Origin of the sequence: Peptoniphilus rachelemmaiella (assembly GCF_943169845.1) — a bacterium.
Taxonomy (GTDB): Bacteria; Bacillota; Clostridia; order Tissierellales; family Peptoniphilaceae; genus Aedoeadaptatus; species Aedoeadaptatus rachelemmaiella.
Genome location: NZ_CALPBW010000006.1, coordinates 1 through 19,831, shown reverse-complemented (window position 1 = coordinate 19,831; position 19,831 = coordinate 1). Strand labels below are relative to the sequence as shown.

The 19,831-nt window shown below is 51.2% G+C and carries 13 protein-coding genes; 1 reads left to right on the top strand and 12 read right to left on the bottom strand.

The annotated features are described in order from the left end of the window. Positions 1–28: 28 nt before the first annotated feature. The 12 genes from KO087_RS03635 to KO087_RS03580 form a co-directional block, all read right to left on the bottom strand. Positions 29–334, bottom strand: coding sequence for a YciI family protein (locus KO087_RS03635; protein WP_215507827.1), 306 nt, complete (start codon positions 332–334; stop codon positions 29–31). Beyond that, entirely contained in the window at positions 331–1,674 is a 1,344-nt protein-coding gene (locus KO087_RS03630) for an aminotransferase class I/II-fold pyridoxal phosphate-dependent enzyme (RefSeq protein WP_215507826.1), read from the bottom strand. The genes KO087_RS03635 and KO087_RS03630 overlap by 4 nt, the downstream gene beginning before the upstream one ends. Beyond that, complete coding sequence (locus KO087_RS03625; RefSeq protein ID WP_215507825.1) at positions 1,674–2,552, bottom strand: radical SAM protein; 879 nt, start codon at positions 2,550–2,552, stop codon at positions 1,674–1,676. The genes KO087_RS03630 and KO087_RS03625 overlap by 1 nt, the downstream gene beginning before the upstream one ends. A 128-nt stretch (positions 2,553–2,680) precedes the next feature. Continuing rightward, the gene (locus tag KO087_RS03620) at positions 2,681–3,433 is read right to left on the bottom strand and encodes a formate/nitrite transporter family protein (protein WP_215507823.1); all 753 of its coding nucleotides are present in this window, start codon (positions 3,431–3,433) and stop codon (positions 2,681–2,683) included. 110 nt (positions 3,434–3,543) lie between these two features. Further along, a complete protein-coding gene (locus tag KO087_RS03615) occupies positions 3,544–4,692 on the bottom strand; it encodes an ABC transporter permease subunit (RefSeq protein ID WP_215507821.1) in 1,149 nt (382 codons plus the stop codon). Next, on the bottom strand, positions 4,685–5,755 hold the full coding sequence (locus KO087_RS03610; RefSeq protein WP_251374905.1) for an ABC transporter permease subunit: 1,071 nt from the start codon (positions 5,753–5,755) through the stop codon (positions 4,685–4,687). Before KO087_RS03610 ends, KO087_RS03615 begins: the two co-directional genes overlap by 8 nt. Then, complete coding sequence (locus tag KO087_RS03605) at positions 5,748–7,343, bottom strand: sugar ABC transporter ATP-binding protein (RefSeq protein WP_215507819.1); 1,596 nt, start codon at positions 7,341–7,343, stop codon at positions 5,748–5,750. Before KO087_RS03605 ends, KO087_RS03610 begins: the two co-directional genes overlap by 8 nt. A gap of 77 nt (positions 7,344–7,420) precedes the next feature. After that, positions 7,421–8,761 carry a DUF3798 domain-containing protein gene (locus KO087_RS03600; protein ID WP_215507817.1) on the bottom strand — a complete coding sequence of 447 codons (1,341 nt, stop codon included), beginning with the start codon at positions 8,759–8,761 and terminating at the stop codon, positions 7,421–7,423. Between the two features lie 188 nt (positions 8,762–8,949). Continuing rightward, a complete protein-coding gene (locus tag KO087_RS03595) occupies positions 8,950–11,130 on the bottom strand; it encodes a YhgE/Pip domain-containing protein (RefSeq protein ID WP_215507815.1) in 2,181 nt (726 codons plus the stop codon). After that, a complete protein-coding gene (locus tag KO087_RS03590) occupies positions 11,117–13,651 on the bottom strand; it encodes a YhgE/Pip domain-containing protein (RefSeq protein WP_215507813.1) in 2,535 nt (844 codons plus the stop codon). Before KO087_RS03590 ends, KO087_RS03595 begins: the two co-directional genes overlap by 14 nt. A 183-nt stretch (positions 13,652–13,834) precedes the next feature. Then, positions 13,835–14,194: a hypothetical protein gene (locus KO087_RS03585; protein ID WP_215507811.1), complete on the bottom strand. Its 360-nt coding sequence runs from the start codon at positions 14,192–14,194 to the stop codon at positions 13,835–13,837. Positions 14,195–14,299: 105 nt separating this feature from the next. Then, positions 14,300–15,466: a CD0519/CD1768 family membrane protein gene (locus KO087_RS03580; protein WP_215507809.1), complete on the bottom strand. Its 1,167-nt coding sequence runs from the start codon at positions 15,464–15,466 to the stop codon at positions 14,300–14,302. Between the two features lie 668 nt (positions 15,467–16,134). Between KO087_RS03580 and nifJ the strand changes: the two genes are divergently transcribed. Continuing rightward, on the top strand, positions 16,135–19,656 hold the full coding sequence (nifJ, locus tag KO087_RS03575; protein ID WP_215507808.1) for a pyruvate:ferredoxin (flavodoxin) oxidoreductase: 3,522 nt from the start codon (positions 16,135–16,137) through the stop codon (positions 19,654–19,656). Positions 19,657–19,831: the final 175 nt, after the last annotated feature.

Sequence of the window (19,831 nt, the reverse complement as noted above, 5' to 3'; positions counted from 1 at the left end):
GAGCCTAGTGTGCTCGCTTTTTGCTTGTTTATTTTTCTAAAAATTTCTCCGGATGGTTGCTGAGGATGGCATCTTCGATTTCGACGATGCGGTATTCCACCACATCGGCCAGTGTCAGCGGGTCGTTTTCGAATTCCGACAACACTTCATCTAAGTGATTGCCTCTAACCAAGCCGAGAAAGCCGTGGGCCTTATCGCCGAACATGAGAAAATCCCCCCGATCCATGCCCGCTTGTAAAAAGTCATGGAATTCTTTCTTCAGCGCCTTGTTTTCGTCATCGTAAAGTGAAAAGTTAAAGGTCTTGAACTTGCCTTCGACGAGATAATACTTCATAATGCCTCCTTAATGACCGTGATTTTTCCGTCTTCAAAGCCGATGCTGTCTTCTCTTTCTGAAATGGCCGCCATAACCTCTTCAGTGATTCGTTCTCCGTAGGTGACGATGGGAATGCCCGGCGGATAGGGCGTGATGTTTTGTGCCGCCACTCGGCCTTCGGATTCGCCGACAGCCACAGATTCCGTCTCCATGAAGAAAGCCGCCCGCGGCGGAAAAACCGCTTCCGTTTTCGGATATATACCCTTCTCGACGCCTGTCCTCTCTTCTTTCTTCGGCAAGGATGCGATGGCACGAATCAATCGATCCACATCCTCGTCTGTGTGATAGGGCGACAAAATGGCCAGGGCGTAATAGTCGTCGCCCATTTCAAGATAAACGCCCTTCTCCGCCAAAAGGGACACCACTTCATCGCCGCGGTAGCCGGGCAGGTGGAAGAGAAATTTCATAGGATCCGTGCAGGCCACAAAGGGCCCCCGCGCCTTGACGACAGTGATTTGCGGCAGGCGGCTTTCGATCCGCGCACGATGGCAGAGAAGCTTCTGCCAATCTATGTCTTTCCCCGCCGCCACGGCGTATTCCGAGGAAAGCATGAGCAAATAGGACGGCGAGGTGGAGAGAAAAAGGCCCATGCCCTTTAAAAGCGTCTCCTCCTCCACATGGCTATTTATGTGCAAAAGCGCCGCTCCGGTAAGGGCCGCCATGGTCTTGTGCAACGACTGCACCGTGTAATCACCATGGCGAACGGCGCTCATATCCGCGAGGGGCGTAAAGGCCCAATGGGCGCCGTGGGCCTCATCCACGATGAGGATTTTGTTTCGGGCGTGGACGATGTCGGCGATTTCTTTCAGCTTCAAACCGCCGCCGAAATAATCGGGACTCGTCAAAAATACGGCGGAAATCGACGGATCCGCGTCCAAGGCCCTAGCCACGTCCTCGGGATCCACGCCGGAAAAAAGCCCCGTGGCCTCATCCACCGGTGCCGGCAAATAAGATAGACGGAGATCCAGCGCCACCGCCCCGTGAAAGAGGGACTGGTGGGAATTACGCTGAATCAAAATCGTCTCCCCGGGCTTCGCGGCAAGGTAAAGGGCCAGCTTGATCCCTGTGGTGGATCCCGCCGGGACGATGACGCTTTTTTTCACGCCGTAAGCCGCGGCGATTTCAGCTTGGGCCTCGGTAATGGCCTCCGTGGGATCTAAAAGATTGTCCGCCCCGATGACCTCTGTCCAGTCGTCCTTGAAGTCAAAATCGAAAGCCACTCGGCCCCTATGCCCGGGCATGGCGAAATTCACCCCGCCGCGAAGGCCTTTTACGGCTTGATATAACGGCCTTTTCATTAATAACCGTAGCGTTGCAGCCGCGCGTTTTTCTGCTCTTCCGTCATGCTGTCGTAGACCGCCCGAAGCTTTCTGAGCATCTCTTCTTTTTCAGAGAAGCGGCCGATGACCGGCGCCGTGTTGTAGGCGTGGACGCCGAAAAACAGTGCCCGTGGGTTGAGATCCAAGTGCTCCAGAAGGTGGATTTCCTCGAGAAGAATGTCCCCCTCCGTCAAGGGCACGAAATCCCCTCGCGCCACTTCTGCCGCAAGCTCCGTGCCCGCGTGCACCGAGGTGGTCAGGGGCGAGACGCTCAAGGGCTGATGCTTGTTTAAAAGCGCCGCCGTTTCCTCGGCATGGGCAAAGCTGTCTTCTTTCCCGGCGATGCCGGACATCACCATGCAGATCCAGTCGATGCCGGCTTCTTCAAGCTTGGCCAGCTCGCGGTACTCGTCTTCTTGGGTGCAACCTTTTTTAATGCGCTTTAAGGTGGGATCGTGGGCGGTTTCGATGCCGATGTACAATTGATTGTAGCCGGCCTTTCTCAGCCGCTTCAAATCCTCCATACTTTTATTTTTTATATCGAAAATCGACGCATAGCAGGTAATGGTCTCGATATTGGGCAAGTACTCGTAAATCCAATCGGCGATTTCCAAAAGATAGGCCGTATCTAAAATAAAGGGGTCGCCGTTTAAAAGAAAGATGCGATCCAGCCGATCGGCATAGGGCGAAAGCTCTTGGAGATCTGCGATGACCTGTTCCTTCGGCGCCTTTCTGAAACTTACGTCCTTATACATGGCACAGTAGGTGCATTCATTGTGGGAACAACCCACCGTCACTTCCAAAAGCGGGCTATAGGCCTCTCTCGGCGGGCGAAATGTTTGTCCTGTGTAGTGCATAAAATCTTCCTTTCTGCTTCTGAACTTGACTGTTGTCTACTTAACTATACCATGAAAGGCCGTGGAAAGCATGAAAACAAGGAAAAAGCGACCGAATGCCGATCGCTTCTCTATTTCATGGCGTAAAATTATTTCTTTGCCATAAGGGTGTAGGGCACGGCGACGAAGAAAATGCCGCCGATCATATTGCCCAAGGTTGCCGTTAAAATGTTGTAAAAATAACTTCCCATGGTCATGGCCGTCCCCGGCGCCATAAAATCCAGGGATAAAAGCACCATATTGGCAACGGAGTGTTCGAAGCCCGCCGTAAAAAAGATGACGATGATCCAGAAAACCATGATAAGCTTCCCCGACTCCGAGGTCATTTTTATGGAGCACCACACGGCGAGGCAGACCAGCATATTGCATAATGTGGCCCGCAAAAGCAAAGCGCCGAAGGGAATGCTCACCTTCGCCGCCGCCACCGGTGCCACGGCGGCACAAAAGGCCTCGGTCATAAGGCCCGTGTGGGCAAAGATCCAGGCGAGGAGAATGCTCCCGATCCAATTGCCCACGTAACAGATCACCCAAAGTTTCAACACATCTTTGGCCGAGACCGTGTTTTCCAGAAAGCCCGCGGCCATGACCAGGTTATTTCCCGTAAACAGCTCCGCCCCCGCCATAATGACCAAGCTTAAGGCGCAGGCAAAGGACATGCCCATGAAAAGTTTCATAAGAGGCATGGAGCCCATGGCGCCGATGGTAAAAGAAAGCAAGATGCCGAAGCCGATAAACATCCCCGCCAGGAGAGACGAGGCGAAATAACCTGTGGGGTTTTCATTTAAAAAACGAACCTTGTCCGCCGCCGCCTGAGCGACGCTTTCTACTTCTTTTCGAAACATAAAACACCTCCCGCAAATACATCCTATCGCCGCGTTTTTGCAGATACGCGGTTAAGAAAAAAGAGCGCACCGGGCGCCCTTTTCTCGCCTCTTAGGCGAAGCAACTTTATTTAAGATGCAGGCGTCGGGGAGGAATCCTCTCCTTCACCTAATGCCTGTCGTTTGTTTTCCTGACGTGCTTCTTCCGCTTGTTTGATGCGATTGTAGGCGTGCATAATCAAGGCTACGGTAACAACACCGTAGGAGATAAAGGTACGGAAGTACTCGCCCATCATGGCATCGCCGGTTAAGATACGTCCGGCTTGAGGCAGAATAATAAACATTAAGTGGAACAACATGGTCCCGATGACGGCATTGGGAATGGTGGCCCGCATAACGCTGGCGCCGCCGACGAGAATCGACGCTGCCGCATAAAGGGCCGCTTGGTCTTGCCCGGCGTAAGTGGCCAGGGTACCGATGTTTTGCAAATAGATAATTTGCCCGTAGCAAGCGAGTACGGTGGAGATCACGATGGATTGTACCCGCACTTTGTCGGAGTAGATCCCGGCGTTTCCGGAAATCACTTGATCCATCCCCACGGCCTTCATGTCGTGTCCCAGCTTGGTCTTTTTAAACCATACGATAAAGGCGCAGAGCAGGGCGATGATTAAAATGGTAACCACGGGAATGTCGATGTTTACCCTTTGGGTGGCCGACACGGGGAAATTGATGTTGTAAAGCAAGATGTTGTCGATGGCGTGACCCGAAGTAAGGGTGATGGAGTTTTTGATCCCGTAGCCTTTCGACAAAATCATGGCCTGATTGTGCATGGGCACCAAAGACCCACACAGATAGAGCAAAAAGAGCATGTACACGCCCAGCATAAAGAAGGCGAGCATCATGGAGGTGATCATTTCTCGTCCTCTGGCACGATTTAATACGTGGCCGGAGAATTTACCCAGCAAAATGGCGATGGGCGTACCGATTAACACGGCGACTAAAATGCCCGCCGGCCCTGTAATGCCCCAGTCTTGGGCAAAGATCAGACCGATTTGGCCGCTCATGGCGCCCAAGGGGATACCGAAGTTAATGCCCATGCCGGCGACAATGGGGATAATCAAAGAAAGGACGAGGAAGGTGTTGCGCACCATGCGCTTTCCGATTTCCGAAGTAACATAGCTCAAAGGCGGCCTGGCGATCCATAAGCCGATGGCGATGATGATAATAAACAGAATCGGCACCGCGTATCGCGACAGCTTTGATGTAAAGGACTTATTCATTATTGTTCCTCCTGGTCAATGCGTAGACGATCATACCGTTGGTGACGATCAATCTGAGTACTTCCGACACGTCGATGTTAATGGCCCCGTTAATGACCGTCGGCGTCAAGGTAATAATCCCTTGGAACAAGAAGGTCCCGATGATGACATTGGGAATATTTGCCTTGTTAATACTGGCGCCGCCGATTAAAAGGGCCGCCACGGTTTGGAAGGTAAAGGACAAGGGCGATTGATAAAGCTGAATAAATCCGTAGGATTGTTGATAGACGATAATGCCCACGGCAGCGATGACGGTGGAAAGAATAACCGAGAACAGACGCATACGATTAATGTTGATACCACCGGCTCTGGCGTATTCGGGATTGGATCCTACGGCGGTCATGGCCGTACCGGTTTTCGTGCGGAAGAAGGCCCACACGGCCAGGGCCAAGACGGCGAAGATCAAATACATCCCTACGGGAATGCGCACGCCGAAAATGTGGAAGCTCAAGAAGTCCGTCAAGACGCCGGTGGAGCTTCTGGTGCCTGCGGCATCGACGGTGTTGTGCATCCAGTAGGCGGCGACGGGAATTTGTTGGGAAAGGCCTTTACCGGCGTAGCTCAATACGGAGACCGGATTTTTGTAGGGCAGGATCAAATAGATCATGCACATAAAGGCCGTAAAGGAATAGCCCACATAGGTGGCGATCAACATTTCGTCGCCTTTGATTTTATTGAGTAAGACGCCATAGCCCCAGCCGAAGACGACGGCAACCAAGGCACCTAAAAGCATCCCCAAGAAGATGCCGGCGAATCCGGTCAGACCGAATTCAATGCTGGTCACGCCGCCTAAAATACCGGCGACGATGCCGATGGGCAAACCGAAGTTCAGCCCGCAGCCCGATTGCACCATGGGAATCAAGCTCAGTACCAAAATAGAAAACATGCCGAAGCGGGCCAAGACGTTTTGAATGGAATCCGCCAAAGACACGCCGGCGGCCGGTGCCGCGGCAAACAGGGCCAATAGGAATAGACCGATGATCAGTCGAGGCAGCCCGATTCGTTGAATCCATGTTTTATTCACGTGTATCCACCTCTACTTTCTCACCACTCATTAACAAGCCGAATTGGCCGGGATCTGCCGTGGCAGGCAAGATGCCCGCAATGCGCCCTTCGCAAATGACGGCGATGCGGTCGCAAATGCTGCGCAATTCTTCTAATTCTGAAGAAATCATGACGATGGTCGTCTCTTCTTCTCGATTAATCTTTTCAAGGGCGTTTAACACCAATTCCTTGGCGCCGATATCGATGCCCCGCGTCGGTTCCGATACAAACAAAAGCTCCGGATCCATGCACAGGGCCTTGGCCAAGCAGACTTTTTGTTGATTGCCTCCGGAGAGGTTCCCCGCCTTTTGGTGGCCACCTGTGGTTTTAATGGCCAGGGACTGAATGTATTCGTCGGAAACCCGTTTCATTTCCGCTTCATCTCTAAAACGCATGCCCAAAACCCGTTTGATGAACTTGTTTTGCACCTGCATGGCGTTAAAGGAGATGTTCCAGTAAATGGGTTCGTCCAGTAAAAGACCCACGCCTCGTCGGTCTTCGGAGACAAAGGCGATCTTGCTTTTTAAAATTTTATTGGTGTGGCCGAGGGCCAGGGGCTTTCCGTGAAATTCCACGGAACCGGATACGGGATAGGTGCCCAAGATGCCGTTGGCGATGCCGAGTTTGCCTTGGCCGGCGAGACCGGCGATGCCTAAAATCTCCCCTTCCCGCACGTCGAGATTCACGTCGTAAACCTGTTCGCCGGGCATATCCACCGCCAAATTTCGTATGCTCAGGGCCACTTCTTCGGACACTTTCCGATTGGGGTCTTTTCCTTCGGGGCGAATGCCGTTTTCACGGCCCACCATCCACGCGGCGATTTGATCGATGCTCAAGCCTTCGTTCTTTCGGCTTTCCACGATTTCTCCGTCGCGAAGCACGACGATGGAATCGCAAATGCTCAGAATTTCACGCAAGCGGTGGGTAATGAAGATAATGGCGATGCCCATGTCCGACAACCGTTGAAGGGCCTTCATCAGTTGATCGGCTTCCGATTCGGTTAAGACGGCGGTGGGCTCGTCCATAATAATGAGCTTCACGTCTTCGCGAGTAATTTCCCGCGCGATTTCGATAAACTGTTTATGTCCTACAGGCATTTCGGAGACCATCCCTTTCGGGTCGATGCTCACGCCTAATGTATCGAGGGATTCGCCGGAGAGGGCGATGTTTGCCTCCGTGTCAATGGTGGCATACTTTTTTCCGAAGATGGAGGAGATCACCGATTGCTTGGTGCGCTCCATATTAAACGTAATGTTTTCGGCGGCGGTGAACCCGGGAATTAAGTTAAATTCCTGGTGAACCATGCCGATGCCCGCATCCAAGGCGTCGATAGGTGATTTAAAATCAATGGGTTCGCCGTTCAGTAGGATTTCTCCGTCGAAGCCTCCGGTTTCCCGAATGACTTCCATTCCGAAGATGATATTCATTAAGGTCGATTTGCCTGCGCCGTTTTCGCCGACCAGCCCGAGGATTTCACCGGGCTTTAAGGAGAAGCTTACGTCTTTTAATACGACGTTTTCGCCAAAGCGCTTTTCGACATGTCGGACCTCCATCATGTTCTCAGCCAAAATTTACCTCCTAATGAGAAATAAACCAACGAAGATCGCTGGTTTATCTCCAATGCATATGATCGTGTGTTGAACGATTATTCACCTGTTTCGCCTTCAGCTTGTTCTTGCGAAGCTTTAATGGCATCCAAGTCGATATTCATGGTCATGTATTTTTCAGGTACTTCAACCTTATCCATGCCCAGGTAACCCTTGCCGTAGACATAGGTGTCTTGTGCGAGCAAGATGTGGTTGTCTTTCTTTTCGCCGCTTGCGCGATCCACGTAGTTAACAGCCATCCACTTGGCACCTTCGGTGTAGTTGTCGATGCAGTCGATGATGTTGTCGATATTGGTCAGTTCCATTTTGCCGTGGAGTACTTGTTGTACTAAGTCAACGGCACCTAAGGTGAGGGAGTAACCTAAGGAGTATGCCCAGGTACCCATGCGACCGGAACCGCCGGCTGCGACAACGGCTTTTTCAACTTCTGCATTGATGGCTTTCCAGTCACCGGCCTTGTCTTGAATGTCGACGGAGAATGCTTTCGGATAACCCATAATCGGGGAAGGTAAGTCTTGTTCTACGAAGATGGCGCCGCCGGCTGCAACCCCTCTTAACAAGGGTTCCGTGTGGGCGTCATTGGTACAGAAGAACGCCGTGTCCTTACCGTATTTGTCGATCCAGGGTTGAATGTTTTCTGCGATGTATTGTTGTGCGCCGGGAACACCGATGTCAGTGGTGGGGTCAGGTGCGTTTAAGGAAATAAATTCAAGACCTAAATCCTTGCAGGCTTCTTCCATAATGGCACGACGCAGAGCCAAAAGCTCGATGGACATGTGGCGGGGGAAGGTAATGTGAGCAAACTTCGTTGCGCCCATGTCTTTTGCTGCCTTGATGATGCGGTAGCCGCGGCTGACGTTGTCGGCATCTAATACTAAGTCCGAGCTGTTTTCAGCCATTACCGTATCTTCTTGTGCGGTTAAGTTGATTAAGATGATGTCCGGGCGTTTGGCGCGGATTTGTTGGAATGCGGCGGAGGTTCCGGGAACGGCTTGGTTCACGATAACAGCACGCATATCCGGGTCGTCTGCCATGGCGACAATTTTGGAAATGGTGGTTTCTTGTTCCGCTTCGAAACGGTCGGGGTAAGTGTCGTGGCGAATCATGCCGCCTTCGTCGGCGTTGCCGTATTTCTTAATGGCTTCTTGAGCCGCACGGAATTCGTCTTCCGCTTGAGATACGGTACCGGTTACAATACCGATGTGAATCGGGTCGCCGTCTTTTAAGGTTTCAAATTTTGCGCGCGTCGCTTCTTTCGGTGCATCGCCGCCTTTGTTACCGGAATTTCCAGTATCGACTTTGGTACAGGCTGCCGTAAAGACTAACAGCATCATGGCTACGAGCGCCATCGACAAAAAGCGTCTGTTTCTTAGTTTCATAGTCATCTCTCCTAAATCCCTATGTATTTTTCACTTAAGCTCTCTCTTAAGTTTATAATATTTTAATCCACTAAAGTCCGAAAGTCAAGATAATATAAAATTCTGTTCCTATTTTCTTCTAAAGCCTGGGCGCAATAAAAAATCTCCCCTGATTTCTCGGTTCAGAGAAGATTCTTTGTAGCTTTTGTTTACATGAGTTTCGTCTCTTCCAAACGCTCCGTGAAGCGATCGTTTATTTCCATAATGGGTTTTCTGAGGACGAGACCGAGGATGAGGGCGAAGGCGAGATAGAGCGTAAGGTTCAACAGGGATTGAAGGTACATGGTGCCGTAAAATCCGCCGATGGTTTCTTTCATGGCGTTCATGCTGTGGACAAAGGGCAGGAAGGGATACAGGGCCTTGAAAAACCGCGGCGCCACGTCGATGGGAAAGGTGCCGCCGCTGCCCGCCACCTGAATGACCATTAGGACCACGCAAATGGCTTTTCCGATGTCGCCGAAGGAGATGGTCAAGGTGTAGATAAGCACGGTAAAGACCATCGACGCCGCCCAGGCGGCGAAGAGGAAATGGGCCGGATGCAAGCACTGAATTCCCAAAAAGTACAGATCCCCCAGGGCCATGAGCAGGCTCTGGATGGTGGCGATGAAAAGAAACAGGCCCAGCCTGCCGAAGTATTGTTCGTGGGGCTTAAAGGGGCCGTATTTTTTCTCGTAGGACGCCGGCGTCTTTACGTCGATTAAAGCGACCTGAATCACGGCGCCCACCCACAATGCCAAGGTGGTGTAAAAAGCCGCCATGGCCGAGCCGTAGTTTTCCACGGCAAAGATGGGGTGCACCCGCGTCTCAATGGGTTTAGACAGAAATTGGCTTAACTGCTTCGTATCTTCCGACAAAAAGAGCTTGATTTTATCCACGCCCTCGGCATTTTCCAACACCACGGTGCGGCTATAGAGATCGTCGACGGCATGTTTTGCCCCGTCGATTAGTTGGATGGATGTGTCCATGTGGCGGGAAAGGGCGGAAAGATTTCCCTGCAGTTTCTCCGACAGGCGTGCCACTTCCCTCGCCGATTGATCGGCGTCGGCCCAAAGTTTTTCCGTGTCTGCGCCTACCCCGTCCAATTTTTTTTGAAGGGATTCCATGGGCCCGAGGAGGGTGTCGTTCATTTCTCGCCGAAGGGATTTCAAATTGTCTTCGTTTTTCTTTTTGCTCTCGAGAAATTCCCGGCGCAGGGCGGCGACATCGTCGTGTGTCGTGACCCCTTTGTCGTCTACCGCTTCCAGGGCCCGCAACATGGCCGCCTCATAGCCTTTGCTCCGGCGAATCTTCTCCGCCGCCCCCTCGAGGCCCCCAAGGGGCACGGGGAGCCCATTGTTTAAATCCGTGACCTTTTTCTCCATGTCCTCTTTGTCCGCGATGTCTTGTTCCAAGGTGCGGATCACGGCCCGGCGATTGGCCACAAGGCGGTCTCGATGCTTCTCTCCTTCTGCGAAGAGATCGTCCACATCGCCGCTGATCGTTTCCATGTAGCGGAGGTTTTTATCCAGTGCCGTTTCCATGTTTTTCCGAAATTCGTTTAGTGTGGATTTTAATGCCTTCAAATCCTTTCGATCGCTTTTCATGTGGGCCATGTTTTCTTCCAGGGTATTCCTCGATGTGTCCATAAGGCTGTCGCCGCTTTTCATCACCACTTGAGAGGCCTCCGCCAATTGTTTAAAGGATCTGAGGGTGGCGGCCTGGGCGTCCAATGTCTCGCCGCTTTGTGTCAGCTGCTGCTGCAGCCGATTCCACAGCCCGTCGACGCGGGCATTCTCCCCGTCTTCTTTAAAGGTTAAAAGGGAGTCGAAGGCCGTGTCGTAGAGGGTTTTTGTGAAGGTTTCTTTCACCCAATCCGTCAGATTCCCCGCTTCTTTTCCAACGACTTTCGGAGCGATGGCGTTTTTCTTTTCGTTTACATAGTATTCCAATTCCGGCGCCTCCCCCGCCGGGGAAAGGAAGGAAAACATCTTTTCGCTGAAATCCTCGGGAATAATGATGGCGGCGTAATAACGACCGCTTTTCACGCCTTCCACGGCATCTTTGCGATCCGTAAACACCCAATCCACCGTATCTTCCACGGCGAGATTCATCTTTACCTTCTCGCCGATGGCGAAGGTTTTCGGAATGAGGGTCGGTTCATAGCCCTTGTCTTCGTTGACCACGGCCATGGGAATGTGCTCCGTGTGTTTGTAGGGATCCCAGGAGGCGGCGATGTTGAACCAGGCGTAGAGCGAAGGGATCAGGCTGATACCTAAAAAGACCACGAAGACGATGCTGTTGTTTTTTATTCTGGAAAAGTCTTCCTTAATATGCTGCTTAATCTTTTTCATGGGCATCCTTGCCTTTCAAACGGTCCAAGACTTCTGATTCGGAAAGATCCATCCACTTTTCTTCCTCCTCGTAACGATAACGGTAATATTCCAACCAAATCAAGTAGGTGGCAAAGGCGATGATGGATGCGACCCAAATCACCAGGTAGCGGATCTTGCTGTCCATGCCCAGGAGCAAGCAAAGGAAGACGGCAGGCACCACGGCCAGGGCTCCAAAGGCGTAGATCTTCTTTTTTTCGTAGGCGGCAAAAAATCGTCGATGCTTTTCTCTTTTCCGCGCAAGGCCCGCCACGTCTGAAGCGAGAATCATGGGAATCAGATCCGCACCTATAAGGCGTTGTCTCTTCGGAAGATCGCCGTGAATCAATTCGCTTTGAGCCAGTTTTAAGTCGAAAATATGATTGAGCTTGCCGAAGATGTGGGGCCCCACCAGGCCGATAACGAGGGAGACGGGCACATAGGCCATAAGCAGGAGCCAGTCTTTCGCCAAATGGTAGCCATAGATGCCGAGCATGGCTTCCCGCATGGCGTCGATGCCGTAGTGAAAGGGCAGGGCCGGATAAATGGACCTAAAAAACGGCGCCATCATTTCGATGGGGTAGGTGCCGGAAGCGCCGGGAATCTGCAGGATGAGCACGATGACTGCAATGGCCTTGCCGATGTTTCTGAAGGTGGCAGCCAAGGAATAGATGATGGACACATAGGCCAGGGAGGCAAAAAGGGCCGTGAGAATAAAGAGGAAGGGGTGGGCGCACTGCACCTTCAAGAGGTACAAATCGCCGGCACCGACGATGAACGCCTGGGCGAGGCCGACGAGAACAAATAGGCCCAAGCGAGCGAAGTAGCCTTCTTTAAATGTCAACGGCTCAAGATCGTCTTCTCGGTCCACGTCGATTTTTAAAATTGATATGAGGATCATGCCGCCGACCCACAGAGCCAGATTGGTAAAAAAGGGCGTCATGGCGCTACCGTAGTTTTCGCTTTCGTAAACGACGTGGGAATGCACCGTCACCGGGCTTTCCATAAAGGTGGTAAATGTCTTTTCGTCCACACGGGTGGCCTCGCGAATTTTTTCGTAGAGGGGCCCTCGAGCCAACTGCCCCAAATCCTTTTGCAAGCCGGAAATGCTGTCTTGGGCCCGCTTCAAGCTATCCAAGCTGTTCGCCACGGTTTTGTGCGCCTCTTCGGTCATGGCTTCCGTGCTCCCCAGGAGTTGATCGAATTCGTCTAAAAGGGTGGGCAGGGTGGCCAAGGTACCGGAAAGATGGCCTTCCACTTGATTGAACAGGTCGAAGCTTTGATTCACGGCAGGCGGAATGCTGCTGCGGTAAGCTTGCTCAAAGGCCTTCCGTTGATCGGAGGATTCCTTGAGGCGCTGCTGAATGCGTAGGTGGCTTTTTTTCAATGACGCCTCCGCCGAATCGAGGATCGCCTGTTGTTCCTTCACCGCGGCGATTATCTCGCCGTTTCTGCGATTGATTTGGCGACTGCGCCCCAAGATATCCAGTGGTTTTGCCGCCTTTGGGATTGGCGAAAGGTCTTCTAAATCCTTTAGCACCTCGCCGTTTAATCCGTTAATCAATTCCATGTCCACGAGGGCCCGGCGGTTGCCGCTTCTTTCATAAGTAAAGTCGCCGTCCAGAGACTGATGCTTCTTTTCCGAATAGGCATCGGCCACCTGCACCATGCGGTTCATCTCTTCCATGAGATTTTCGTAGGCGCCGATCATTTTTTCACTTTCTTTTCGGGTCTCTTCCAAGAGCCCCGCCGCTTCGTCCAGCGTTAGTTCGCCTTTTTTTACCGCCTCTTTCAGCGACGCCACGTCCCCGCGAGCACGGTGGCTTAAATCCGACAGGCGGTTCATCTCTTCATCCATATTTTTTAAAACCGTCTCGTATTCCGCCAGATTTTTGCCCACTTTTTCCAGGCTGTGAATGGCCTGCGCTTTCTTCTCCTCCGCCTCGGCGCGAAGTTCTCCGGTGGACGCCGCCAATTTCTTTCCTAAAATCTCCGAGCTCATGGCCACAAAGCGGCTGTCGATTTCAGCTTCCAAGGTGCCCATGCCCGTGGAGGTAATCTTCGGGGCAATGGCGTTTAATTTTTCGTTGACGTAGTAATCCAGCGCCGGAAAGCGAATGGCGCCTTCATCTAAAATCGAGAGAAAGGACGAGGAAAAATCCGAGGGAATGACGATGGCGGCGTAATACTTCCCCGCCTTCACGCCTTCAATGGCGCGGGCTTTGTCCACGAAAGTCCACCCAAGCTGATCGTTCGTTTTTAATTGCTTGATAATTTCGTCGCCGGCATTTAGGTCCTTGCCCTGAAAGGGGACGGCCCTGTCTTCGTTGGCTACGGCAATTTTCACTTGATTCAAATTTCCGTAGGGATCCATGTTCGCGGCAATATTAAACCACGCGTAAAAAGAGGGCAAAAGACAAATGCCCATTAAAACCAGTAGCGCCGCACCGTTGGAGCGAAGCCGCTTTAAATCCCGCTGTAAAATTTTTTTGACTTTTTCCATAGAGACTCTTTTCCGTTAACGATTGATCCACGGTCCGCGCCCGTGGGATTCGTTCTGATTTATCATTTTTACCCCCACCATTTGCAAATACACAAGCTTCGGCTCTATTATTACTTCTCTCTGTTTGAAATTAAAAAAATCAGCAAAAAAACAGGACCCCCTACGAGATCCCGTCGCCAACATTTATTTTTGGTTCACATTTCGAATGAGCTTGGTGAAAAGCAGGAGCACGCCTCCAAACATAATGAGTATAATGATCCCCTTCGCCAAGGTCCAAGAGAAAAAGAAGAGAGAAAGGGCGACGAGCAGCCCGCCGTGTAGCTTCGGCCCGCCGAAAAGTTCTTCTTCTCCGTCGGCGGAGATGCCCTTGCCCCGACGCAGCTCGTAGTGAAACACGAAAAATCCGATGGCGGCAAGAATCATGGCCCAGGTGGCTAAGGTATCCGTCGGTTCGCGGAAGAAGCCCGCCGCCATGGCCCCTTGCCTTAACAAGATCATGACCAGGCCAAGGATCGCGTAGGTTTGTAATTTCTTTTTATTCATCGATTGCAAATTAATTCCCCGTTTCTTTCAAAGTAATCTATATGAATTTTAACACAAAACCTTCTCCGTGCAACAAAAAAGCGCAGATCCCTCTGCGCCTTTCTCTTAAGCGATGAGCATGTAAATGAAGTGGGCCGCGACCCCTGCCACCAAGCCGCCGATGGTGTGCGACAAAATTGCCTTGCCTGCCAGCTCTCTGGAATCCAGGGCATCCATCATGGCGATATGGGTGCTTAAATAGCCGGACCAGCACATCCCCATGGCCGTAAAAACGGCGATGTCATTGGGTAGGGCCACCCCTGTTTTAATAAAATTCGGTACCAGGGAAATGGCCGCCCCGACGGCGCCTAAGGCCGTAATGGGAAAGGCGATGGCTTCCGGCGATTGGAATCCGAAAATCGGCTCAAAGATAAATTGCAGCTTTTGACCGACCAGGGGCAAAAACTCCACGCCTTCGTAGGCGGCGCCGGTGTAATGGCCGCCTTCACCGGGGCCAAAGGTAATCATCATGACGAAAGTACAGACGATGAGCACGCCGGGAATAATGGACACGCCCATGTCCACGCCGTTTCTTCCGCCCTCCAGAAGCGCATCCAGCGTCCGTTGAAAGAGATTGCCTTCGCGAATGTAGCGAAATTCATTTTTACCGTCAAGATCTTCTGCCGTTAAGGTTTCGTCGTAGGGATCATCGGCCGAATCGCCGTAATGCTTCTTCGTTTGAATAAGCATGAGGCGTACGCTGACCACGGATCCGATGAGGGCGCCCACATTCCCGATAATGGCCGGGACCATAAATTCCTGGCCTTGGGAGATCATAAAGGTGGTGACGATGAGGCCCATGCCGAAGGATGTTCCTAAATTGCAAAGGGCGGGCACTTGATACTTTCTGAAGTATTGAGTAAAGGTCTTGTCTTTTGCAAAAGATATAATCGCCGGATTGTCGGACAAGTAGGTAGCCACGGCACCGGTGACGCTGGCGCCGGGAATCCCCCAAACAGGCTTCATCATCGGTGCAAAAATGCGGTTAATCAAGGCGATGGCGCCGAATTCCGACATGACGCCGCTAATGGCCCCGGCGAGCACAGCCATGGCCATAATCAATAAGACCGTCTGTAATAGTAAATCGTGGGCCGTGGCCATCATGGTTTTGAACATCATGCCGACGCCCATTTTATGACCGATTAAATAAAACCCGCCAATTAGTATGACGAGGAACACGAAGGTCTCGATGCCGATGGCCTTGACTTTCTTCTTTCCTTTTAAATTATCCATATCTACCTCCGCACAAAATCGCCGCTCTCGCCGATCGCCGTGACGTGACACCGTCGATTCCATTCATTTCCTCATTTATGAGAATTAAAGTACATTATAATCTAATTTTCTCGGCGGTTCAACAAATAAATCGATCTTCATCTATCCTCGACCTGCGATACGACGCCCATTGCCCTCAATCTTTTCCGTCGCGGGTGTCCAGCATCTCCTCTTCCCACCGGTCAATTCGCCGGCGGCTCACAAAGGGCATGATCCGACCCGGATGTTAACCATTTCAAAATTCGCAGGACGCGAAAAGAAGATTGACTCATAAAAATCGAAGTATAAAATTGAAGGAATTCGTCGAAATTCTAAAAGTATGGGAAAAGAAGCACTGCAAATTTTAATCTTTTGCCGAGAAAGTTTTGCTTCGCCTTCATGACGGCGTTTGTTTTTTAGTTTTTTCCCCTTTTATCTGCCAATATTGTTGTTTGTCGACAAAATTCTTTAGAAATTGTGTTTTTGATAGAATTCTGAAATTCACCTACCATTTTCAGAACCCTTTGTATATAATGTTTTTTGAGGACGAGGAAGCCCGATGTGTTAACGTTTTCACACAACCCTTCCCCGCACCTGTCGGTCCGCCGACAATAGAACATCATCTCGAAAGAATGTTAAGGAGTGTGTACATGACCGAAAAAGTCTATAAGTCTATGGACGGTAACGAAGCGGCGGCTTATGTCTCTTACGCTTTTACCGAAGTAGCAGCAATTTTCCCGATTACCCCTTCTTCCCCCATGGCAGCCTCAGTCGATAGCTGGGCAGCTGACGGCAAGAAGAATCTTTTCGGACAAGAAGTACGTTTAGTAGAAATGCAAGCCGAAGCAGGTGCTGCAGCTACCTTGCACGGTTCGCTGGAAGCAGGCGCATTAACCACGACCTACACCGCATCTCAAGGTCTGGCCCTGATGATCCCCAGTATGTTCCGTACCGCCGGTTCTCTTTATCCGGGCGTTATGCACGTTGCCGCTCGTACCTTAGGTTCCCACGTTCTTTCTATTTACGGGGATCATTCCGACGTTATGGCTTGCCGTCAAACAGGCTGGGCCATGCTCGCATCCGGCGATGTTCAAGAAACCATGAACTTGGCCGCCGTCGCCCACTTGGCAGCCATTGAAGGCAGCGTACCCTTCATGCATTTCTTCGACGGTTTCAGAACCTCTCACGAAATTCAAAAAGTCGAAGTCTTCGATTACGAAGATCTGGGCAATCTCTTAAACTGGGATGCCGTCGAACATTACAAACAAAACGCCATGAATCCGGAACGCCCGAAACAAAGAGGGATCGTTCAAAACCCGGATACCTATTTCCAATCCAGAGAATCCATTAACACCTTCTACGACCGTCTTCCCGAAATCGTAGAAAGCTATATGAACAAAGTCAATGAATTAAAGGGCACGGACTATCGCCTCTTTAATTACTACGGCGCAGACGATGCAGAACACGTGATCGTCGGTATGGGTTCTGTCAGCGGTTTGGTTAAAGACACCGTCGATCGCTTAAATTCAGAAGGCCAAAAGACCGGTTACTTACAAGTACACCTCTATCGCCCCTTCTCCAAAAAACATTTCTTAGCTGAAATGCCCAAGAGCGTCAAACGGATTTCCGTCATCGACCGTACCAAGGAACCGGGCGGCAGAGATCCTTTGTATCTCGACGTTTCCGCTGTTTACAACAACACCAAAGATGCGCCTGAAATTTACGGCGGTCGCTACGGCCTTTCCTCGAAAGACGTTGACCACGCACAAATTAACGCCATCTTCGAAAACTTAAATCAAAACGAACCGAAAGACGACTTCACCGTCGGTATCGTCGACGATGTTACCTATCGTTCCTTACCGGTGGATCGCAGCTTCGTTATTCGCAATCCCAAGATCATCAACTGCAAGTTCTGGGGTCTGGGCGGCGACGGTACCGTCGGTGCCAACAAAAACTCCATTAAGATCATTGGCGACAACACGGATATGTACGTTCAAGCTTACTTCGAATACGACGCCAAGAAGACCGGCGGGATCACCAAATCCAACCTGCGCTTCGGCCACGAACCGATTCGTAACAGTAATGCCGTTACCTACGGCGACTTCATCGCTTGCCACAACCAAAGCTACATTACCCGCTACGACATCGTCAACGAAATTCGTCCGGGCGGCGTCTTCTTAATGAACACCACTTGGGACGACGAAACCCTCGCCGAACACCTGCCTAACAAAGTTAAAAAGTATTTGGCAGAAAACGACATTCAATTCTACACCATCGATGCCGTTGAATTGGCTGAAGAAATCGGCTTAGGTCGTCGTACCAACACGATTTTACAATCCGCATTCTTTAAGCTCGCCGAAATCATCCCCATGGATGAAGCCGAACGCTTAATGAAGGAATTCGCCAAGAAATCCTATCAACACAAGGGCGACAAGATCGTCAACATGAACTACAAGGCCATCGAAGTGGGCTATCAAAACCTCCACAAATTCGACGTTCCCGCCGAATGGAAGAACCTTACCGTGGAAGAGGCGAAAGTCGACCCGACTTTATCGGATTACGTCCGCAACATGATGCTTCCCATTACGGAACTTCACGGGGACGATCTGCCCGTATCCGCATTTAAAGGCTACGAATCCGGCTACATCCCCTTGGGTACCTCGAAATTCGAAAAACGCGGCATCGCCGTTCACGTACCCCGTTGGCAACCGGATAACTGTATCCAATGTAACCAATGTTCTTTCGTCTGCCCCCACGCAGCCATTCGCCCCTTCTTGTTAGATGAAGAAGAAGCAAAGAACAAACCGGAAAACTTCCGCAGCCTCCCCGCCAAGGGCTTCGATCAATACGAATTTGCCATTCAAGTGGATCCCCTCGACTGTACGGGATGCGGTAACTGTGTACAAACTTGCCCGGCTAAGGAAAAAGCACTTGTCTTCGAAGGTTTCGAATCGCAACTTCCGGAACAAGAAAACTGGGATTACGCCATGACCTTATCCCACAAGGAAAATCCCATGAACAAGTTCACCATTAAGGGTAGTCAATTCGAACAACCGCTCCTCGAATTCTCGGGCGCTTGTGCCGGCTGTTCCGAATCCCCCTATGCGAAACTTCTCACCCAACTCTTCGGCGACAGAATGTACATCGCCAATGCCACGGGCTGTTCCCAAGCTTGGGGCTGCGCATTCCCCATCGCACCTTACACCACCAACCACCAAGGCTTCGGTCCCGCATGGTCCAACCTGTTGTTTGAAAACAATGCGGAATTCTGCTTAGGTCTGTACCTGGCTACCGGTCAACAACGTGAAAAGGTCGCCATGGAACTGGAAAAGGTCAACGCCGCCATCGACGACAAGGAAGCAAAAGCTGCCTTTAAGGAATGGGTCGACAACTACAACGAAGGCGAAGGCACCCGCGAACGCAGCGACGCCGTAATCGAAGCACTGAAACGTTTGGATCTCGACGGCGAAGCGTTGGTCGCAAGAGACTATGTCCTTGCCCACAAAGAACAACTGACCAAGAAATCCTTCTGGATGTACGGCGGCGACGGCTGGGCATATGACATCGGCTACGGCGGATTGGACCACGTCCTCGCAACCGGCGCCGACGTCAACGTACTCGTCGTTGACAACGAACTTTACGCCAACACCGGCGGTCAATCTTCGAAGGCTACCCCGAAGGGTGCTGTCGTACAATTTGCCGCTGCCGGTAAGAAGACCGCGAAGAAAGACTTGGGTCTGTTGGCCATGAGCTACCGCGACATCTACGTCGCCAAGGTCGCCCTCGGTGCCAATATGAACCACTTAATCAAGGTCATTAAAGAAGCCGAAGCTTACGACGGACCCTCTCTCATCGTCGCCTACTCGCCCTGTATCAACCACGGTATTACCAAGGGTATGGCTTATGCGACGAAACAACAAAAAGAAGCCGTCGAAAGTAACTACTGGCAACTGTACCACTACAATCCCGAGCTCATCGCCAAGGGCGAAAATCCCTTCAAGATGGATTCCAAGGAACCCTCCAAGTCCTATCGCGAATTCCTTATGAGCGAAAACCGTTACGCATCCTTGCTCCGTCGCTCCCCCGAAGAAGGCGAAGAACTTCTCGACGCTTCGGAAGAAGATGCAAAACAAACCTACAAACGCTACAAAGAATTGTCTGAAGAAAACTAATCTCAGCTTTTCTCAAAGGCCCTCGCTTCGGCGGGGGTCTTTTTTCGCCTTGAATTTACAATCTAAGTGCAACAAAAAATGATTCACCGTTTTCTGGTAAAATTATGTCGACGAAAACCAATCAACCAGGAGGAACGATGAATCATTATTCTCATTTTACACTAAAAGAGCGTGA